The organism is Flavobacterium sp. FlaQc-48, from assembly GCF_044007335.1.
Lineage (GTDB): Bacteria > Bacteroidota > Bacteroidia > Flavobacteriales > Flavobacteriaceae > Flavobacterium.
The window spans coordinates 33,380-51,728 of record NZ_JBIPCR010000022.1; the positions used below are offsets into that span (position 1 = coordinate 33,380).

General features: G+C 33.3%; 19 protein-coding genes. 8 read left to right on the plus strand and 11 right to left on the minus strand.

From position 1 onward, the window contains the following. The first annotated feature begins 21 nt into the window (after positions 1–21). The 4 genes from ACHRWY_RS24210 to tsaB all read left to right on the plus strand — a co-directional run bounded on the left by ACHRWY_RS24210 (position 22) and on the right by tsaB (position 4,873). Positions 22–1,137, plus strand: a complete 1,116-nt coding sequence (locus tag ACHRWY_RS24210; protein ID WP_395357980.1) for an efflux RND transporter periplasmic adaptor subunit — start codon at positions 22–24, stop codon at positions 1,135–1,137. Between the two features lie 79 nt (positions 1,138–1,216). After that, positions 1,217–2,602, plus strand: a complete 1,386-nt coding sequence (locus ACHRWY_RS24215; RefSeq protein ID WP_395357982.1) for a TolC family protein — start codon at positions 1,217–1,219, stop codon at positions 2,600–2,602. Between the two features lie 4 nt (positions 2,603–2,606). Further along, complete coding sequence (locus ACHRWY_RS24220) at positions 2,607–3,899, plus strand: efflux RND transporter periplasmic adaptor subunit (RefSeq protein WP_395357984.1); 1,293 nt, start codon at positions 2,607–2,609, stop codon at positions 3,897–3,899. 299 nt (positions 3,900–4,198) lie between these two features. After that, positions 4,199–4,873, plus strand: a complete 675-nt coding sequence (tsaB, locus tag ACHRWY_RS24225; RefSeq protein WP_395357986.1) for a tRNA (adenosine(37)-N6)-threonylcarbamoyltransferase complex dimerization subunit type 1 TsaB — start codon at positions 4,199–4,201, stop codon at positions 4,871–4,873. A 6-nt stretch (positions 4,874–4,879) separates the two neighbouring features. Here the strand turns inward: tsaB and ACHRWY_RS24230 are convergent, their stop codons facing one another. From ACHRWY_RS24230 to ACHRWY_RS24240, 3 genes are all read right to left on the minus strand, one after another. Continuing rightward, entirely contained in the window at positions 4,880–5,692 is an 813-nt protein-coding gene (locus tag ACHRWY_RS24230) for a mechanosensitive ion channel family protein (RefSeq protein ID WP_395357988.1), read from the minus strand. Between the two features lie 89 nt (positions 5,693–5,781). Further along, entirely contained in the window at positions 5,782–6,219 is a 438-nt protein-coding gene (locus ACHRWY_RS24235) for a YtxH domain-containing protein (protein ID WP_395357990.1), read from the minus strand. 115 nt (positions 6,220–6,334) lie between these two features. Then, entirely contained in the window at positions 6,335–7,234 is a 900-nt protein-coding gene (locus tag ACHRWY_RS24240; RefSeq protein ID WP_395357992.1) for a NifU family protein, read from the minus strand. Positions 7,235–7,377: 143 nt separating this feature from the next. Between ACHRWY_RS24240 and ACHRWY_RS24245 the strand changes: the two genes are divergently transcribed. Both ACHRWY_RS24245 and ACHRWY_RS24250 read left to right on the plus strand, forming a co-directional pair. Further along, on the plus strand, positions 7,378–8,367 hold the full coding sequence (locus ACHRWY_RS24245) for a type IX secretion system membrane protein PorP/SprF (protein ID WP_395357994.1): 990 nt from the start codon (positions 7,378–7,380) through the stop codon (positions 8,365–8,367). A 9-nt stretch (positions 8,368–8,376) separates the two neighbouring features. After that, complete coding sequence (locus ACHRWY_RS24250) at positions 8,377–8,895, plus strand: gamma carbonic anhydrase family protein (protein WP_395357996.1); 519 nt, start codon at positions 8,377–8,379, stop codon at positions 8,893–8,895. A 1-nt stretch (position 8,896) separates the two neighbouring features. Here the strand turns inward: ACHRWY_RS24250 and ACHRWY_RS24255 are convergent, their stop codons facing one another. The 5 genes from ACHRWY_RS24255 to ACHRWY_RS24275 form a co-directional block, all read right to left on the minus strand. Further along, entirely contained in the window at positions 8,897–9,613 is a 717-nt protein-coding gene (locus ACHRWY_RS24255; RefSeq protein WP_395357998.1) for a LytR/AlgR family response regulator transcription factor, read from the minus strand. Between the two features lie 155 nt (positions 9,614–9,768). Next, the gene (locus tag ACHRWY_RS24260) at positions 9,769–10,869 is read right to left on the minus strand and encodes a sensor histidine kinase (protein ID WP_395358000.1); all 1,101 of its coding nucleotides are present in this window, start codon (positions 10,867–10,869) and stop codon (positions 9,769–9,771) included. Further along, positions 10,870–11,208: a DUF4907 domain-containing protein gene (locus tag ACHRWY_RS24265; RefSeq protein ID WP_395358002.1), complete on the minus strand. Its 339-nt coding sequence runs from the start codon at positions 11,206–11,208 to the stop codon at positions 10,870–10,872. It abuts the gene before it with no gap. Next, the gene (locus tag ACHRWY_RS24270) at positions 11,192–12,199 is read right to left on the minus strand and encodes a Kelch repeat-containing protein (protein WP_395358004.1); all 1,008 of its coding nucleotides are present in this window, start codon (positions 12,197–12,199) and stop codon (positions 11,192–11,194) included. Before ACHRWY_RS24270 ends, ACHRWY_RS24265 begins: the two co-directional genes overlap by 17 nt. Positions 12,200–12,215: 16 nt before the next feature. Then, a complete protein-coding gene (locus ACHRWY_RS24275) occupies positions 12,216–13,004 on the minus strand; it encodes a DUF6268 family outer membrane beta-barrel protein (RefSeq protein WP_395358006.1) in 789 nt (262 codons plus the stop codon). A gap of 281 nt (positions 13,005–13,285) precedes the next feature. Here ACHRWY_RS24275 and ACHRWY_RS24280 point away from each other — a divergent pair, with 281 nt between their 5' ends. Both ACHRWY_RS24280 and ACHRWY_RS24285 read left to right on the plus strand, forming a co-directional pair. Continuing rightward, on the plus strand, positions 13,286–14,611 hold the full coding sequence (locus tag ACHRWY_RS24280) for a DUF4270 family protein (RefSeq protein WP_395358008.1): 1,326 nt from the start codon (positions 13,286–13,288) through the stop codon (positions 14,609–14,611). Beyond that, entirely contained in the window at positions 14,612–15,847 is a 1,236-nt protein-coding gene (locus ACHRWY_RS24285) for an aromatic hydrocarbon degradation protein (protein WP_395358010.1), read from the plus strand. A 3-nt stretch (positions 15,848–15,850) separates the two neighbouring features. On the opposite strand, the gene murI is transcribed toward ACHRWY_RS24285, so the two are convergent. The 3 genes from murI to ACHRWY_RS24300 all read right to left on the minus strand — a co-directional run bounded on the left by murI (position 15,851) and on the right by ACHRWY_RS24300 (position 18,331). After that, complete coding sequence (murI, locus tag ACHRWY_RS24290; protein WP_395358012.1) at positions 15,851–16,627, minus strand: glutamate racemase; 777 nt, start codon at positions 16,625–16,627, stop codon at positions 15,851–15,853. Positions 16,628–16,777: 150 nt separating this feature from the next. Further along, the gene (locus ACHRWY_RS24295; RefSeq protein ID WP_395358014.1) at positions 16,778–17,281 is read right to left on the minus strand and encodes an OmpH family outer membrane protein; all 504 of its coding nucleotides are present in this window, start codon (positions 17,279–17,281) and stop codon (positions 16,778–16,780) included. 15 nt (positions 17,282–17,296) lie between these two features. After that, on the minus strand, positions 17,297–18,331 hold the full coding sequence (locus tag ACHRWY_RS24300) for an OmpH family outer membrane protein (RefSeq protein WP_395358016.1): 1,035 nt from the start codon (positions 18,329–18,331) through the stop codon (positions 17,297–17,299). Positions 18,332–18,349: the final 18 nt, after the last annotated feature.

An 18,349-nucleotide genomic window follows, 5' to 3' on the forward strand; every position in this document is an offset into this window, starting at 1 on the left:
AATCGATTAAACCAAAAAAAAATGAAAAAAGGAATAACCGTAACCATTTTAATCTTTATTGCTATAGTTTTCTTCGGCGCGCTTTATTATTTGTACGCAAAAAACCAGGAATCTCCAATAGTCTTTAAAACTGAAAAAGCAGAGGTTAAAACGATCGTAAAAAACACAATTGCTACTGGTAACATCCAGCCTGATGAAGAGGTTCTCATCAAACCAAATATTTCGGGTATTATTGAAGAAGTATATATCAAAGCAGGTGAGAAAATTAAAGCAGGGGATATGATTGCCAAAATTAGAGTTGTGGCGAATGTATCTAATGTTAGTAATACTCAGAATCAGGTGCAAACTGCTAAAATTGCTTTGGATAATCAGGAAAAAATATATAAAAGACAAAAAACGCTGTTTGATAAAGATGTTATTTCGGCTAATGATTTTGATGCAGCTCAACTAGCCTACACACAGGCAAAACAAAATTATCAGGCTGCAAGACAAAGTCTGGATATTGTAAAAACAGGAACCACAACTTCATTAGGAAGTTATGCAAATACCTTAATTCGTTCAACGGTAAACGGAATGGTCTTAGCAGTTCCTGTAAAAGTTGGAAATCAGGTTATTGAAAGTAATAATTTTAATGAAGGAACTACAATTGCCAGTGTTGCAGATGTTGGAAGAATGATTTTTATTGGAAAAATTGACGAATCTGAAGTAGGTAAAATCAAAGAAAAAATGCCTATAGAAATTACTGTTGGAGCCATTGAAAATAAAAAATTTGAGGCGGTTTTGACCGATATTGCGCCAAAAGGTGTTGTAGAAAATGGTGCTATTCAGTTTGAAATAAAAGCCAGGTTAGAAAATAGAGATGCCACTTTTATAAGAGCAGGCTTAAGTGCAAATGCTTCTATTATCCTGGAAAAAGCGGATAAGATTTTAGCGATCAAAGAATCATTGGTTCAGTTTGATAAAAAGACACAAAAACCATATGTTGAAATTGAATCAGCTCCTCAGAAATTTCAAAGAAGAGATCTTGTTTTAGGAGTGAGTGACGGAATTTACGTTCAGGTTAAAAGCGGACTTAAAGCTACAGATAAAATTAAAATCTGGAATCAGGGTTTGATAAATGAAGGAGAGAAAAAATAATTTGAACGCATAAAGGTTTTTGGGATTTAAAAAATGTTAAATTTGCGTAGCTTTTTTGCTGTGCTTTCATTAAAAATATATGAAAATAAATAAATATAATAGTCTTGTTTTTGCCATGCTTTTTGGGTTTGGTCTATCAACTCAGGCACAATCAAAACAATGGACATTAGAAGAATGTGTGCGATATGCATTAGATAATAATATAACTATAAAGTTATCCGAGTTAGATGTTAAAAATGCTACAATTGATAAAAAAGGAGCATTAGGAAGTTATCTTCCGTCTGTAAGTGGAAATGCTTCTCATTCCTGGAATATAGGTTTGAACGTTAATCCGGTGACCAATATTGCAACTACTCAGACAACACAGTATTCTTCATTAGGAGTTAACGCAGGTGTCGATATTTATAAAGGTTTGCAAAATCAAAATACCTATCGAAGAGCGAAGCTTTCTATTATAGCATCGCAATATCAATTGTTGAAAATGCAGGAAGATATTTCATTAAATGTTGCCAATGCATTTTTGGAAATTCTTTTTAATAAAGAAAATTTAAAAGTAAAAAAAGAACAATTATTGATTGATCAAAAACGTTTGGCCCGTTCTCAGGAAATGGTTAATGCAGGAACAATTCCGCGTGGCGATTTATATGATTTAAAAGCCACTGAGGCTACCGATCAACAAGCTATAATTATTGCTGAAAATAGTTTGTTAATTTCTAAATTAAGTTTGGCTCAGCTTTTACAATTAAAAGAGTTTGCAGATTTTGATGTTGTAGATGATACTAATGCAAAGGATGAAAATAATATTTTGGCACAAGCTCCAACCGATATTTATAATAAAGCAAAAGAAATAAGAACAGAATTGAAGCTGGCACAAACCAATCTTGAAATTGCAGAGAAAAATGTTGCTATAGCAAGAGGTGCTTTTCAGCCTACACTTAGAGGCTTTTATCAGTTTAGTACAAGTGCAAGTTACAGTGATAGACTTATAGGAACAGACGGTAGCGGAAACCCGGTTTATGCCGGACCACACTCTGTTTTGGATCAGTTTAGTGATAACAAGGGGCACAATTTTGGTTTTCAATTGAATGTTCCAATTTTTAATGGTTTTTCAGTTAGGAATAATGTAGAAAGAAGTAAGGTAAGTTTAGAGAAATCTAAAATAGATTTAGAACAAAAAAGTTTAGATTTGCAACGTAACGTTTATACTGCTTTTACAGATGCAAAAGGTGCTTTGAATACTTACGAATCATCAACGGTAACTTTAGAGGCGAGACAACAGGCTTACAATTATGCTAAAGAAAAGTACGATGTGGGTTTGATGAATTCATTTGATTTTACGCAAGCACAAACATTGTTAACCAATGCACAGTCAGATGTGATCAGAACGAAGTATGATTACATGTTTAAAATAAAAATACTTGAATTCTACTTTGGAATTCCAATTGTCCCAATTATTACAAAATAATATTATGTCAAAAAAAACAGTTTATTTCTTATTAGGTGGTGCGATAGTTTTTATTGCAGTATTAGTTGGTCTTTCAAAAGCCGGAGTTGTAGGAAATAAGGATGAAGGAAAAGAAGTAGAGATTTCAAAAGTACTGGCCTCAACAATTGTTGAAACCGTTTCGGCAACCGGAAAAATACAACCGGAAATTGAAGTAAAACTTTCGTCAATGGTTTCGGGTGAAATTATAGCCTTAAATGTTAAGGAGGGACAGGTTGTTAAAAAAGGAGATTTATTGGTAAAAATAAACCCTGATTTATATACTTCTGGATTAGATCGCTCTGTTGCAAATTTATCCGGAACAAAAGCCAGTTTAACACAGTCTGAAGCAAATTATAAGGAAGCAAAAGCAAGTTATGAACGCAACAAAACGTTGTATGACAAAGGTGTAATTTCAAAATCAGACTGGGATAAATCGATTGCTACTTTTGAGGTAGCAAAAGCGACCAAACAAAGTTCGTACTATAATGTACAAAGTGCCTCTGCCTCTGTAACAGAAGCTAAGGACAATTTAGGACGTACTTTAATTTATGCTCCTGCAGATGGTACGATTTCAGTTTTAAATGTTGAATTGGGTGAGCGTGTTTTAGGGACACAACAAATGGCCGGAACAGAACTTTTAAGAGTAGCCAACCTGAACAATATGGAAGTTGAAGTTGATGTAAACGAAAATGATATTGTTAAAGTAAAAATTGGAGATGAAGCAAATGTTGAAGTTGATGCTTACTTAAAAAAGAAATTTAAAGGTGTTGTAACCAGTATTTCTAACTCAGCCAGCTCTACCTTAACATCAGACCAGGTGACCAATTTTAAAGTTAAGGTTCGTATTTTGAAAGAATCCTATCAGGATTTACTGGAAGGACAACCCAATACATATTCGCCTTTCAGACCTGGAATGACAGCTACAGTGGATATTATTACGAGAACTAAAAATAATGTTTTGGCAGTGCCAATTAGCGCGGTAGTAGTGAAATCAGATACAACTGCTGTGAAAGATTTTAAAGTTGAGGATCCCAATGAAGATAAAAAAGCAGCTCCAAAAAGCGATAAGAAATTTGAATGTGTTTTTGTAAAAGTAGGGGATAAGGCTAAAATCAGAATTATTAAAACGGGAATTCAGGACGATACAAATATTGAAGTAACCTCAGGATTAAAATCTGGAGATGTTGTTATTACGGGACCTTACACGACAGTTTCTAAAGACTTAAATTCCGGAGATAAAGTAAAACTTAAAAAAGCAGATGCTACTAAGAAATAACCTGAGATTTTACTACTTATGATTTCATTATGCGGAAGTCCGCCGGATGGTTTTTTTCAATCGATTGGTTTGGGCCTGATACTGATACTGGTATTTCTTTGTTTTACACATTACAAGGCATATAAAACGCAATATTACAACGAAGAATATGTTTATTTTTCTGTTGGAAAGAAAGCTTTAATTTATTTACTTTTTTTAATGATAAATTTATGCATCGTTCCGGTTCTGATTTTGATATCTGTTTTTCTCTGTATGGGAAATTCTTAAATAATATTTTTTAATACTTAAAATTAAATACATTGTCTTTTATTCTTAATATCGAAACAGCGACCAAAAATTGTTCAGTCTCAATTGCAAAAAACGGAGAAACGATTTTATGTAAAGAAATTGCTGAAGAAGGTTATTCGCACGCTGAAAAATTGCATGTTTTTATTGAAGAAGTTATTGCTGATGCAGGGATTTCGGTTCAGGATTTAGCTGCTGTTGCAGTAAGCCAGGGACCAGGTTCTTATACTGGTTTACGAATTGGAGTATCTGCGGCAAAAGGATTGTGTTTTGCGTTAAATATTCCGTTAATTGCTGTTGATACTTTGCAAACTCTGGCTTCTCAGGCTCAGGTTTCAGATGGAAAAATTATCCCAATGCTGGATGCAAGAAGAATGGAAGTGTACAGTGAAGTATTTAATGCAAATTTAGAAGTAGAAAGAAGTATCCAGGCTGAAATAATTACAGAAGAATCTTTTGCTGAATTTACGGAAACAATCTATTTTGTTGGTGATTGTGCTGACAAATGCAAATCTGTTTTAATGAAGGAAAATTTCGTGTTTTTAGAAGAAATCAAATATCCTTCGGCAGCTGCAATGAGCAAGATTAGTTATGATAAATGTCAAATAAGCGACACTGTTGATGTCGCTTATTTTGAACCTTATTATCTGAAAGATTTTATGATGGCACCTCCATCAAAAAAACAATAAAACTATTTATTTTTGAAGTGTAAACGGCTGAACTGAGATTCCGGCTTCATCTAAAGCTGCTTTGCAGTTTTCTAAAGTCTCAGAAAAAACAGCTCCGTAATTTGCGTTTTTCGCCCATGGACGAACGGCAAAATCGATGGAACTTGCCGATAAATTTTTTACAAAAACTTCTGCAGCAGGCTTTTTAAGTACTTTAGGATTTTTGTTCAAAACGTCTAACAGAATATCTTTTGCTTTTTTAATATCAGAGTCGTAAGAAATTGAAAATGTCAAATCGGCTCTTCGTTCTCCCTGCATCGAATAATTGATAATGGTGCCATTAGATAAAGCTCCATTGGGCACAAAGACCGTTTGATTATTTCCGGTAAGCATTTTGGTTACAAAGATCTGAATTTCTACTACAGTTGCGATTACACCTTGTGCTTCGATTGTATCGCCAACTTTAAAAGGTTTAAAAACGATAATAAGCATTCCTCCGGCAAAGTTAGAAAGTGAACCTTGCAATGATAAACCAACAGCAAGTCCCATCGCTCCTAAAATCGCAACAAAGGACGAAGTCTCGATTCCGAGTTTGGAGATAAATGTTACAAACAATAAAATTCGGAGTGCCCATATTAGGATGTCCGAAAGGAATTTTGTTAAAGTGGGGTCCAGATTTCTCTGAACCATTACTTTGGTGATAATTTTGTTTATTAATCGGATGGCATATATACCAACAAATAAAATAATAAAGGCAGAGATTAATTTGGGAGAATAATCAACCAGTACATCAATAAATTTGGTAACGTAATTGCTAAGTTGTTCCGGACTCATGTTCATGTTTTTTTTGAATAAAAAAACCTTCTCAAAAGAGAAGGTATATTGGTAGTGCAAATATAAAAATATTTCTTTGGATAAGAAAAGAGTTTCTATTCCTTATCAGAAACCGGATTGGTATTTTCATCTGCTGCAGCTTCGGTTTTTTCGCTTGCATCTGCTACAGTTTCTGAAACAACAGTTTTGGTTTCGCTGGTTGTTTCAGTTGTTTTTTCTTTTACAGCATCTATTACATCACTTATTGAATCTGAAGCTTTTTCAACATATTCGCTTACGATATCTTTAGCTTTATTGGCATATTCTGCAGCATTTTCCAATATTGGTTCTGAGGCTTCTTTTGCTTTTGCAATAGTTTCTTCGGCAAAAGTTTCTGCTTTTTCAATGTAAGGAGCGGCTGCTTCTTTTGCTTCTTCAAACTTTACCTCGGCCTGAGTTGCTAAATCTGATGTAGTATCTTTGGCTTTGCCAAATAAATTCGAAAAAAATGATGATAATCCCATGGTTATAATATTGATTAGTTTAGAATACAATATTAACAAATTTTATCACATTAAGTTGTTATAATGTGTTGAAAATTAAGTAAATATGGATTTAATAAAAAAGCGCCTCATTTGAGGCGCTTTTTGTTTATTATCAGATGAAATTTTATGCATTTACAGCTTCAACCTTAATAGCTTCATCATTCAACATGCTTTTTAGCATATTTTCGATTCCGCTTTTCAAAGTAAAAGTAGAGGATGGACAACCGCTGCAGGCACCCTGCAAAATTACTTTTACCGTTTTGTCATTTTCATTATAAGAGTCAAAAGCAATATTTCCGCCGTCAGCCGCAACTGCAGGTTTCACATATTCTTCTAATATGTTGATGATTTGTTGTGATGTAACATCTAATTTGTCAAATGCTTCATCTTTTGTAACATCGTTTTTAGTAGCAACTTCAATTAAGCTTTCGTCTAAAACAGTTCCTCCGTTTTCAATAAATTGTTTAATAAAAGTTCTTACTTCTAAAGTAATCTCGTCCCAATCGTTAATGTCGTATTTGGTAACAGAGATGTAATTTTCATCAATGAAAACCTCTTTTACATAAGGAAATTTGAATAATTCTTTGGCTAATGGTGAAGAAGCAGTCTGATCGATGTTTTTGTATTCAACAGCATTACGGGTTAACATCCTGCTTACCACAAATTTTAGAGCAGCAGGATTTGGAGTTGTTTCTCCATAAACCGTAATGGGCTGCTTTTTCGTCGCATTTTCGTCTACTTTTATAATAACACCACCTTTGTCTACAAACGCAGTAATTTGTTCTGCAACAGCGTCTTTTACGTCGTCCCATTCTACAATACTGTATCTTTCAATAGCAATAAAATTTCCTGAAATATAAACTGTTTTTACAAACGGAAGGTAAAACAATTGCTGTGCTAAAGGAGATGATTGCGCTTCATCAATATTCTTGAACTCAAAGTTTTGGTTCTGTGTAATGAAATCTTCAAATTCGAACTTTAATATGGTAGGGTTTTGAGTTTCTTTTATGGTGATTTTCGTCATGATTTGTAATTTTTCACAAATTTAGTAAAGTTATTTTCTACTAATACCTATATTTGATTTTTTAATAAAATAATTAAGACTCTTTTCAAAATAATCGTATTAAATTATAAGAGTAAAAAATATATTTAAACAAAATTGCCTTTATGAAATTTAGAATCAAGGTTTTATTTATTTTTTTGATCCTATCATCTTATTCTTATTCACAGGAAGGAATACCTGTTTATTCCGATTATTTATCAGATAATTATTACTTAATTCATCCTTCTATGGCCGGCGCGGCAAATTGCGCAAAGATAAGACTGACAGCAAGAAAACAGTGGTTTGGTCAGGAAGATGCACCAACACTTCAGACATTGACTTTTAATGGCAGAATAGGAGAGCGATCAGGTGCGGGAGTTATTGTTTTTAATGATAAAAATGGCTACCATTCTCAAAAAGGTGTAAAACTTACTTATGCACACCATATTATGTTTTCAAGAGATGAACTGGATTTAAATCAGCTTTCATTTGGTATTAGCGGAGGAGTGATTCAAAGCCAATTAGACGAAACTAAATTTGGGGGAACTTTTGATCCAATCGTTTTCGGATCAATTCAAAAAGATTCTTATTTTAATGTTGATGTTGGAGCTTCTTATAATTACCTTGATTTTTATGCTCATGCTACAGTTCAGGGATTACTGGAAACCAGAAGAGAATTATATACCGATTACGAAAGTGATAATTTAAGAAAGTTTCTTCTAAGTGCCGGATATGTTTTTGGAAAGCACAATAATGTTACCTGGGAGCCTTCGGTATTATTTCAAATATTTGATAAGACTAAAGAGAAATCAATCGATTTGAATTTAAAGGCTTATAAAAGCATGGACTTTGGTAGTATATGGGCGGCATTGTCTTACAGAAGAAGTTTTGATGGGACACAATATAGTACAACAAGCGGGGTAGCAGCTCAAAAGCTACAATATATTACACCAATTATTGGTGTGAATTTTAATAATTTCATGTTTGCTTATACGTATTCACAAGTGACCGGCGATGTGAAATTTGATACGGGTGGCTATCATCAAATTACTTTGGGGATTAATCTATTTTGTAAAAAGGAACGTTACGATTGTAACTGTCCGGCAATCAACTAAAATTTTATTATGCTTATTAAATCTGTAAACGGAAAAACACCATTGATTCCCGAGGATTGTTATGTTGCTGAAAATGCTACAATTGTTGGCGATGTTTCTTTTGGAGACTCTTGCAGCGTTTGGTTTAATGCTGTTATTCGTGGTGATGTTAACTTCATTACGATAGGAAATAAAGTTAATATACAAGATGGTGCAATTATTCATTGTACGTATCAGAAACATCCAACGATTATTGGTAATAATGTTTCAATTGGGCATAATGCAATTGTTCATGGTTGTACAATTCATGATAATGTGCTTATTGGAATGGGCGCTATTGTAATGGATAATTGTGTAGTAGAAAGTAATTCTATTATAGCAGCGGGAGCTGTGGTAACTCAAAACACAGTAGTGGCTTCAGGGACTATTTATGCAGGTGTTCCGGCAAAAAAAGTGAAAGACATTGATCAATCAGATTTTGCGGGAGAAATTGAGCGTATATCAAATAATTATGTAATGTATTCGGGTTGGTTTAAAAACGAAGACTAAGCTACAAATTGATTCTTTCAAAGAAAGCATTTTTATAACTTTCGCTAATTGGAATTCTTTTATCACTAATCAAAACTTTATTTTTTTGTATTGATTTTACATGTTTTATATTAATGATGTAAGATCTGTGAATTCGCGAAAATCCTTTACTGGATAGTAAGTTTTCAAGCTTTATTAAACTAATCAGGGTTAGTGTAAATTTATTATCGGTTGTGTAAATCTTTACATAATCTTTTAAACCTTCTATAAATAATATATCCGAAAAATTCATTTTTACATTTTCATATTCGGCTCTTACAAACATAAAATCCTGCTCTAGCTCCGGAACAGTGGTATTTTCTGTAATAGCCTGAATTGCCCCGGCCGGATTTAAAACCTGTTGCGCTCTGACAACCGATTTTAAGAAACGATGAAACGGAATTGGTTTTACCAGATAATCGACAGCCCCAAGATTGAAGCCTTCTACAGCATAATCAGAATAAGCTGTTGTAAAAATTACGAGTGGTTTTTTTTCGATGGTATTTAAAAAATCAATACCGGAGAAATGTGGCATTTGAATATCCAGAAAAATCAGATCAACATTATTCTGATTGATAAAAGAAACAGCATCTATAGCATTGTTAAAAGTGCTTACCAATTCTAATGTATCTACTTTTCGGACAAAATCTTCTAATAACTCAACCGCTAAAGGTTCATCGTCTATAATTACACATTTCATCTGTTGGAGATTAAGTTTTTAAAATTTGTTTTCAGGTCAAAAATAGTTTTAAATCAATAAATTAAGTTTTAAAATTATCATAAAAAACGTACTGGACTAAGCAATTCCTAAAACACCATTTTGAATGAATTTTTTCTGTCCATGATTCGTTATATTTAATTTATAGCAGTTTGAATTTTATCTAATTCAAGATTCAAATGCACGCGATAATATTGATTGTCTTGCGTAATGGTAAGTTCATGTGCATTTGGGTAAAGTAAATCCAGTCGGTTTTGGATATTCACTAATCCAATTCCTGAATTTTCAGGATCTTTTACATAGTTTTCGATGGTGTTTTCGATCCAGAAATCAAGACTGTTATCCAATATGAAAATCTTAATTTTTACGTGAGCGGCACCCTTATAATCTGTTCCGTACTTGAAAGCATTTTCGACAAATGAAATCAATAATAGCGGTTCAATATGTTTGTTTCTGGTATCGCCATGTACATTGATTACAATGTCTTCGATGTTGTTTAACCGAAGCTTTTGGAGCTCAATATAGTTCTGAATGTAATTGATTTCTTTTTCTAAAGCCACCGTTTTATTATCTGTTTCATACAGCATATACCGCATTAATTCTGATAATGTTACGATGGCATCAGGGACCAAATCAGATTTTTTATGTGCCAGAGAATAAATACTATTTAAAGAATTGAATAAGAAGTGCGGATTGGTTTGTTTTCGCAAATAAATCAATTCTGTATTTGTTCTGTGAGTTTCGGCGATTAATTTGTTTTGTTGATTGTTGTAAAATTCTGTAAGTGTTCTGATAATGGCACTTATGGTAATAATTAAAATATAGAAAAATGATGGGCCAATTTTAAAAAATAAGGGTTGTCTGGTAGCCATTATTGCTCTGGTCCTTGTTCCTTTATACATTAATTTAAGATCTTCAGGAGGGAACATTCTGGGTCTTATATGCCTAAATTCAGGAATGAAATAATTGATCCTGATAATCATAAAAACAGCAATGAGAACAAAAACAAAGACAAAATAAAGCCAGTATTTTTTTTGCAAAAGTAAAGCAGGAACCAAATAAAAATAGTTCAGATAAAACAAAATAATTCCCGTGATCCATTGTGCATAAAAATCATTATTGATTTTAAACGGACTCTCATAAAATTGAATTAAGGAAGTCAGAATAAAGAAAATCCAGATTATGCAGTGAAATAAAATTTTATTTGAACTTGTATTTTTGATGGTATCTATTTTCATTTATAATTTTATTTTTAATAAAATTAAATCATTTTTGCTTACCGTTGGCGATATGTTTTTCTTAAGCTTTGTTACAACTAAATTAGCCACCTTTAAAGCGTCTTTTTCTGTTGCAAAACTTTTACTGTCATTTATGGCCGGAATAATAGATTGTTTGATGATAATTTCATTTTTATATGTAATCGTATATCCCCAGCCCCAAGCCGTTTTAAAAGATTCTGTTTTTAAAGGTTCACTTTTTGTACAGGCAGTAAATTGTAAAACCAGTAAAAAAAACAATAGATTCTTCTGGATTTTGGCCCAGAAGAATCGTCTTTTTGTATTAATTATCGTCGTCACTTTGTTCGTCTAAAGGTTTAAATTCCCACGCATCATCAAAATAAGTAGAACCTACTCTTCCTAACATATAGAAACCACGATTGTTGATGGCAAAACCAACAGCATCTGTTCTTGTAGCACCTTCCATTGGTGTTCTTTCCACCCATAAATCAGTACTTGGATTGTATTCCCAAATTGTTTTTATGCTTTCTCCGCCTACAACGTATCCTAAGCCATTCATAGAGAAACTGGATGCGTTTGAACGCACAATGGCATAATCATCATTGTATGAATAATCGTCATCAGTATCTTTATCAATATCACGTTTTCTTGTCCAGACATCAGTAGCAGGGTCAAATTCCCAAAAATCTTCCTGATAAACACCATTGTTAATTCCGGTTCCTAAATAAACTTTATCGGCAATTACAAAAGCAGTAGCATTACGTCTTTTGTTTCCGCTAAATCCGTTTACAAGAGTCCAGGTATTAGTCTGATCATTATATTGATAAAAGTCTTTCAGGTAATTTCCGTCATAACCAGTTCCAAAATACGCCTTTCCAGCTGCCTGAAAACCTACAGCGGCATAACGGCCCGTTCCTGCAAAATCAGTTTTTTGAGTCCAGCTATTGCTGGTAGGATCGTATTGATAAAAATCCTTTAATTTATTAGTTCCGTCATAACCAAGACCTATATACCCTTTTCCGTTAAGAGTAAAGCTTGATGCAGAACTTCTTCCAACACCTGTAAAATCTGCTTTTTGTTCCCAATAATCCCCGGTAGAATTGTATGCCCATAAATCTTTCAAATAAACATCTCCGGTATAACCTGTTGCTACATAGGCATAATCACCAATAACAAAACTGGTTGCACTAGATCTTGCAGGCCCGTCAAATGCTGATTTTTTAATCCAGTTTCCTATTAAATCATCATCGTCATCGTCATTGCTGCAGCTTATAAAAAAGAGACTCGAAAACAGTGCCGCGAATAATATTCCTTTTTTTAAATTATTCATAGTGTATTAAATTTATTTATTGTTTGTATTTGATGCCAATTCCTAAAATATATCCGTTACCGGTATTAAAATCATACACCTTATGATTGTCATTGTCGATGATGTTATATTTTTTATCAAAGTCATATCCGGCTTTAAAATTCAAAAACCAGTTTTTGTCTACATTTCTTTCATACTCAAATGCTGAGGACATTTGTGATAAAGTAATTTTTGAAGCATTATTGTCCGGATTATGTGCATCTATATGATAATAATTTCCATTAAAGCTATTGGTTAGACTAAACTGGTTTCGAATATTGTTTGAATATGAAATTTTCGAATTCGGGAAACCAATTAGTAAATTACTTTCGTTACTTATTTTATAATTCACGGACAGAGTAGGCAGAAACCCGGGATTCCCCAAAATAGTTGTTCTGGCCACTCCGATGTTAATTGTTGTTTTAGAGTTTAATTGCTGATTGATTTCAAAACTACCTAAAACCGACAGATCGTTAACATCCAGATTATGTTGAAAATTTGCCGTCGGAGTAATGGAAAAATTCAGATTTGTTGCATTTGAAAGTTCGTGCGAAATCGCAAATGTGTTTTGAATCTGATTAAATCCATTCAGTTCCCAGGCTGATTCATTGCTTTCTAATTCATAATTAACTTTCAAATTCGAATATTCTAACGTGTTTGTTATCTTGTTTTTAGAGTTTATCTTTTTATTAAATGATATTCCAATATTACTTTCGGTAAAATCAATTTTATCAGTAGGTTCTGTTTTTAAATTCATAACAACAGAAAAACTTTCCTGAGCTTTCATATTGAAAAATGAAATCAAAAAAACCGAACTAATTATCAACCTTATTTTCATTACTTATTTATTGGTTCAAAAGTAGGTGCCTAATGGTTTTAAAAAAAAGAAGATATATGTATGGCACTTTTTGATAGACTAATTAGCATTTTTTAATGCTGAATGAAGTATTTGAGGGGATTAATCCATTGTAGATGTTTTTTTGCTTTTTATAGGCTAAAAACACTAGTCTGTATATGTTATAGTGTAGTGCAGAAGAGTGCCATTTATATTTGTTCAAAAAATTGATTATGCACAAGTTTATATTGATGTTGCTTTTTGCCATGACAGCACTTTCATGCGGAACAGATTCAGATGCGGGTGAGTTTGTTGTTGGATCTGATTATTTAGCTTTAAATAATAAAGTGGTTTTAATTGATACCGTAACAGTAGATATGTCTACTATAAATTTTGATTCACTTGTTACGTCTAATCAAAGCCGGATTTTAATTGGAAACTATGAAGATCCGATTTACGGAAAGGTAAAATCGAACAGTTATTTTCAACTGGCTTCAGATTCTTATGCTTTAATTAATAGTGGTTCTGATACCGAAACAACCAATTATGTTTTTGATTCTATTTCGATGATCCTTAAATACGATAACTACTATTACGGAGATACTACAAAGGTACAAACATTCGATATTCATCGATTGATTCAAAAAGTAAAACCAAATACAGACGATAATAATTTTTATAATAATTCGGCTTTAACTTATAGTGATGAAAGTCTTGGTACAATTTCGTACAAGCCAAGACCCCTCGAAAAAGACTCTGTTAATATTAAAATGAGCAGCACTTTTGGGGCTGCATTATTTCAGAAATTAAAGAAAAGAGAAATTACAGATTTCGATAGTTTTAATGAATACTTAAAAGGACTTGTTCTCGTACCGTCTACCTCGAATTCAGCTAGCGTTATTGGCTTTCATGTCACAACAAGCAAAGTGCGGCTATATTATTCCAAATATCAGGCAGATCAAGAAACTTCTTTTATAATAGATTTTACCATTCAGGATGCAACTAAGCAATTTAATGCGGTCTCACTAGACAGAACGGGAACGATCATCGAGAATTTACCGGTGTCGAGTAGTAAATTATCCAGTTTGCTAACCAGCCATCAGGGATTTATCCAGTCAGGAACTGGTGTTGCCTGTAAAATTGATTTTCCTAATATCAAGCAGCTTAAGTACCTCTCGGATAAAGGGGCGATTGTAGACGCCCAGTTGTTGCTGAAGCCGGTTAATAATACCTACTCAGAGAAGTACCCTCTGGCAGATTCTTTAAAGATTTATGTGGCGGATAATTTAAATCGAATTAGTGGTTCGCTGGTCAACTCGGCTGGCACTTCGGTTTTTGGTATTCTAAATAAAAAAAGCGATGAGTTTAATGAAAATATAGGTTATCTCGTTCCAATAGGTAATTTTCTTCAGAAAGAAATGTTGAAACCATCCGATTCTAAATCTTCCCTTATTCTCACATTGCCTGGAATTTCTAAAACAGTAAACAGAATTGTTCTGGGAGATCAAAAACATTTGAACAATAAAATTCAGCTTAAAATTTATTACATCTCTTATTAAATGAAAAGTAAAATAGTCTATTTAAGTTGCTTCATTTTGATGTCGCTAACTTCATTTTCTCAAAGTATTTCCAGCTCGCCTTATTCATTGTATGGAGTAGGGAGTTTGTATGATTCTGATTTTGGGGTAATTCCCTCAATTGGTTCTTCAGGAATGGCTTTGCCTTCAAGTACTTTTATCAATAATTTAAATCCGGCATCCTTAGGTTTTATACCTCAGAATCATTTTATGTTTGATATAGGGGGAAAAGCTATTGTAACAACTTATCAAAGTAGTTCAAAGAGTGAAAGTCGTAATAATTTTCAGTTTTCACATCTTGCGCTTGCTTTTCCTGTGAGTAAAAATTCCGGATTTAGTATTGCCCTAAAGCCTTACTCAAGTGCAGCTTTTAGAATTTCGAATTTAAAACTGCCTATTACCAATAGTCAGGATTATTACTATTTAACCGCTGCAGGTTCTGGCGGATTGAATAATTTTGATTTGTCATACGGATATAAATTTGGCAAAAAACTTTCTCTTGGAGCGACAGCTTCAGTATTGTTTGGTAACACAAGCGATGATAGAAGTTTTCTGATTATGAACACAATTACGAGCATTCAGAAAAAGACAAATTATAGTGGTTTTCGTGCCACATTGGGGGCACAGTATAAAATTGATTCGACTTTTACTATCGCAACTACTTTTAAATTGCCAACACAAATTGGAGCATCAAAAGTTCAGACAGTTCAATCAGTTGCAGATGATGTAGTGACTACTGTTGAGTCTAATGTGAAATCAGATACAGACGATTATTATATGCCATTAGAAATGGGTGTAGGTATTAGTAAACGTTTTAAAAACAACGTAAATATGACATTGGATTATGAAAAAAGTTTATGGAACAATACCAGTCAATCTGAATTATACGGTGATTTTGTAAATCAGGACCGATTTGCACTTGGATTTACTTATAGTACCAAAAAGAATATTCGAAAATATTGGGATAGGGTTCAGTACGCTGCCGGAGCAAATTTTGATACCGGGTATCTTGAAGTAGATGGAAAAAGAGTAAATAACGCTGCAGTTTCCTTTGGACTTTCCTTACCAATTGAAAACACATATTCAGCTTTGAATATCTCATATTCATATGGGCAAAGAGGCCGAATCTCAGATAATCTAATCAAAGAAAACTATCATAAAATCTCTCTCAATTTATCTTTGGACGGGATTTGGTTCGTCAAGCGAAAAATTGATTAGTACTTAAAAGTCTTTTTCAATAACCGGATATTTATACTCTAAAATTGATTTTAAAACTTCAGGGTTTGAATTTACATAAAATACAGGATCACTTTTTGAATGGTCTGTAAATCCAACTTTCTCACGTAATATGTTTTGAGTTTGTCTGGCAACAGCTTCTCCTGAATCTATAATCTGGATGTGCTCCGGAAGTATCTTTTTAATTTGTGGAATTAGATACGGGTAATGGCTACAACCTAACACCAGATAATCAATATTAGCATCGATCATGGGTTTTAAATATGATTCCAGTAATTGAGTCATCTCAGGTGAGTTCAAATTCCCATCTTCAATTAGTTGAACAAGTCCATAACCTACTTGTTCAATTATTGTGGTGTTTTGAAACATTTCAGCCGTTTTGTTGAACAACTCACTATTCAGCGTTCCTTTTGTTGCTAAAATCCCTATAACCTGCGTTTTTGAGTTGTTTGCAGCAGGTTTTATAGCAGGCTCAATTCCTATAAAAGGAATGTCATAATCATCACGAAGTTCACGAATTGCATTTGTAGTGGCGGTATTACACGCTACTACTATAAGTTTACAGTTCTGTTCGAGTAAAAAATCAACATTTTTTTTGCTTAAGGCAACAATCTCTTCTTTGGTTCTTTGACCATAAGGAGCATTTTTGCTGTCCGCTAAATAAATGGTTTTTTCGTTTGGAAGCAGATCGTGAATGGCACTCCAAATGGAAGTTCCTCCAATTCCGGAATCAAAAATGCCTATAGGATTATTATTCGTCATAGTACAAATTTAGTGTTTTTTGAAGTAAATTTATATTCCAATTTAAAGGAAATCTGAGAATATTATGGTTTTTTAATCTTAATTAATTGTAAAAAAAAACTGTCCAAACTTTTAGAGTTTGAACAGCCTTAATTATAAGAAATCCTTTTTTTAGAATCCTAAATCTTTTTTTACATCAGCAGTAATGTTTGGACCATCAGCTAATAAAAGTGTAGAACCATCTAATACATATTGGAAACCTTTTGCTTTTCCAACTTTTTGGATAGAAGCTCTTACTTTTTCCATTAATGGTTTTACGATGTCAGTTTCTTTTTGTTGTAATTCTTTTTGAGCGTTGTCTCTGTAATCAACGATTCTTTTTTGCATGTCCTGAACTTCTTTAGAACGTTCTCCGTTTACAGCATCAGTTACAGTTGCAGCTTCACTTTCATACTTTTTGATTTTTACTTGGTATTCGTCAACCATTTTTTTGTATTCTGCATCATATGTACCACTTAATTTTTGTAGTTGATTTTGTGCATCTAGCATTGCAGGCATTTTCGACATAATCTCGCTAACATCAACATGAGCTACCTTAGCCTGTGCGTTCATTGTGTTACTTGCTCCTAGAATTAGTATTGCAGCAATTAGTAAAGTTTTGATTTGTTTCATCATTTTTAAAAATATTAATTAATTATTGGTCGTATTTGCTTTTTGAGCTTCGGCTTCTTTTGCTTTCTTGGCCGCTTCTCGTTCTTCTAAAATTTTCTTTCTTCTTTCTTCCAGCTCTTTTTTACGTTGCTCGTAAAGTTTTTGTCTTTCTGCCGCCTTATCGACTGCTGGCTCAGTAGTTGTGCCTGCATCAGTTCCGGAAGCAGCAGGCTTAGCTGTTGCGTCAGTTCCTGTGGTGGCAGGTTTGGCCGTTGCATCTTTAGTGGCATCTGTTTTAGCAGGTTCAGAAACCGTGCCATTTTTTTTAGCCTCTCTTTCGGCTGCTATTGCTTTTCTTCTGTCGTCGTATTCCTTTTTCTTAGCTTCCTGTTCGAGTCTTCTGTCTTCGATTAATTTCTCCCTGGCCGTTCTTTTTTCGTCTAATGCTTTTTGTCTGTCCTGCATTGCCGGATTTTCGTCAATTGCATTTTCGAGTTTTTCTTTAGCTTCCTGATCTTTTAACTGTTTTTTAGTTAATTGTTCCCGCTTATCAGTTCGGTTTAAAATACGAATCACCTGATCGCTGATGTCAAATCTTTTATTGCTAAAAAGCATTGTCAAATCTGATGATTTGTCAAAAATAAAATCATAGTTTTTAGCTTCAGCAATATCTTGTACCGCAGTAAAAACCTGATCTTGAATTGGCTTTGCCAATCCGGCTTTTTGGTGCATTAAATTACCATCAGAACCAAATTGTTTTTGCTGGTAATCCATCATTTCGGTTTCGAGAAATTTAATCTCTGTTTCTCTTTCGTCAATAAGTTCCTTAGTAAGCAAAGCTCTTTCTGCTTTAAGGTTCTCTTTTATTTTATTAATTTCAATTTTTTTAGCTTCTATTTCCTGTTTCCACTTTTGAGCTTTCAACTCCAATTGAGCTTTTGCTTCTTTGTAGTCAGATACATTTTCTAAAATATACTCCATGTCAATGTAACCAATCCTTGTCGTTCTAGTCTGAGCGTTGCTTGTATTTGCTACAATCAATGCTAAAAAGATAAATAAAAATTGTTTTCTCATAATATTAGTATATTTTAA

Bases quoted from the DNA above. Each gene is read 5' to 3' on its own strand.
- ACHRWY_RS24210 (WP_395357980.1), top strand. From the start codon at position 22: ATGAAAAAAGGAATAACCGTAACCATTTTAATCTTTATTGCTATAGTT.
- ACHRWY_RS24215 (WP_395357982.1), top strand. From the start codon at position 1,217: ATGAAAATAAATAAATATAATAGTCTTGTTTTTGCCATGCTTTTTGGG.
- ACHRWY_RS24220 (WP_395357984.1), top strand. From the start codon at position 2,607: ATGTCAAAAAAAACAGTTTATTTCTTATTAGGTGGTGCGATAGTTTTT.
- ACHRWY_RS24230 (WP_395357988.1), bottom strand. From the start codon at position 5,692: ATGAACATGAGTCCGGAACAACTTAGCAATTACGTTACCAAATTTATT.
- ACHRWY_RS24240 (WP_395357992.1), bottom strand. From the start codon at position 7,234: ATGACGAAAATCACCATAAAAGAAACTCAAAACCCTACCATATTAAAG.
- ACHRWY_RS24245 (WP_395357994.1), top strand. From the start codon at position 7,378: ATGAAATTTAGAATCAAGGTTTTATTTATTTTTTTGATCCTATCATCT.
- ACHRWY_RS24250 (WP_395357996.1), top strand. From the start codon at position 8,377: ATGCTTATTAAATCTGTAAACGGAAAAACACCATTGATTCCCGAGGAT.
- ACHRWY_RS24255 (WP_395357998.1), bottom strand. From the start codon at position 9,613: ATGAAATGTGTAATTATAGACGATGAACCTTTAGCGGTTGAGTTATTA.
- ACHRWY_RS24260 (WP_395358000.1), bottom strand. From the start codon at position 10,869: ATGAAAATAGATACCATCAAAAATACAAGTTCAAATAAAATTTTATTT.
- ACHRWY_RS24270 (WP_395358004.1), bottom strand. From the start codon at position 12,199: ATGAATAATTTAAAAAAAGGAATATTATTCGCGGCACTGTTTTCGAGT.
- ACHRWY_RS24275 (WP_395358006.1), bottom strand. From the start codon at position 13,004: ATGAAAGCTCAGGAAAGTTTTTCTGTTGTTATGAATTTAAAAACAGAA.
- ACHRWY_RS24280 (WP_395358008.1), top strand. From the start codon at position 13,286: ATGCACAAGTTTATATTGATGTTGCTTTTTGCCATGACAGCACTTTCA.
- ACHRWY_RS24285 (WP_395358010.1), top strand. From the start codon at position 14,612: ATGAAAAGTAAAATAGTCTATTTAAGTTGCTTCATTTTGATGTCGCTA.
- murI (WP_395358012.1), bottom strand. From the start codon at position 16,627: ATGACGAATAATAATCCTATAGGCATTTTTGATTCCGGAATTGGAGGA.
- ACHRWY_RS24295 (WP_395358014.1), bottom strand. From the start codon at position 17,281: ATGATGAAACAAATCAAAACTTTACTAATTGCTGCAATACTAATTCTA.
- ACHRWY_RS24300 (WP_395358016.1), bottom strand. From the start codon at position 18,331: ATGAGAAAACAATTTTTATTTATCTTTTTAGCATTGATTGTAGCAAAT.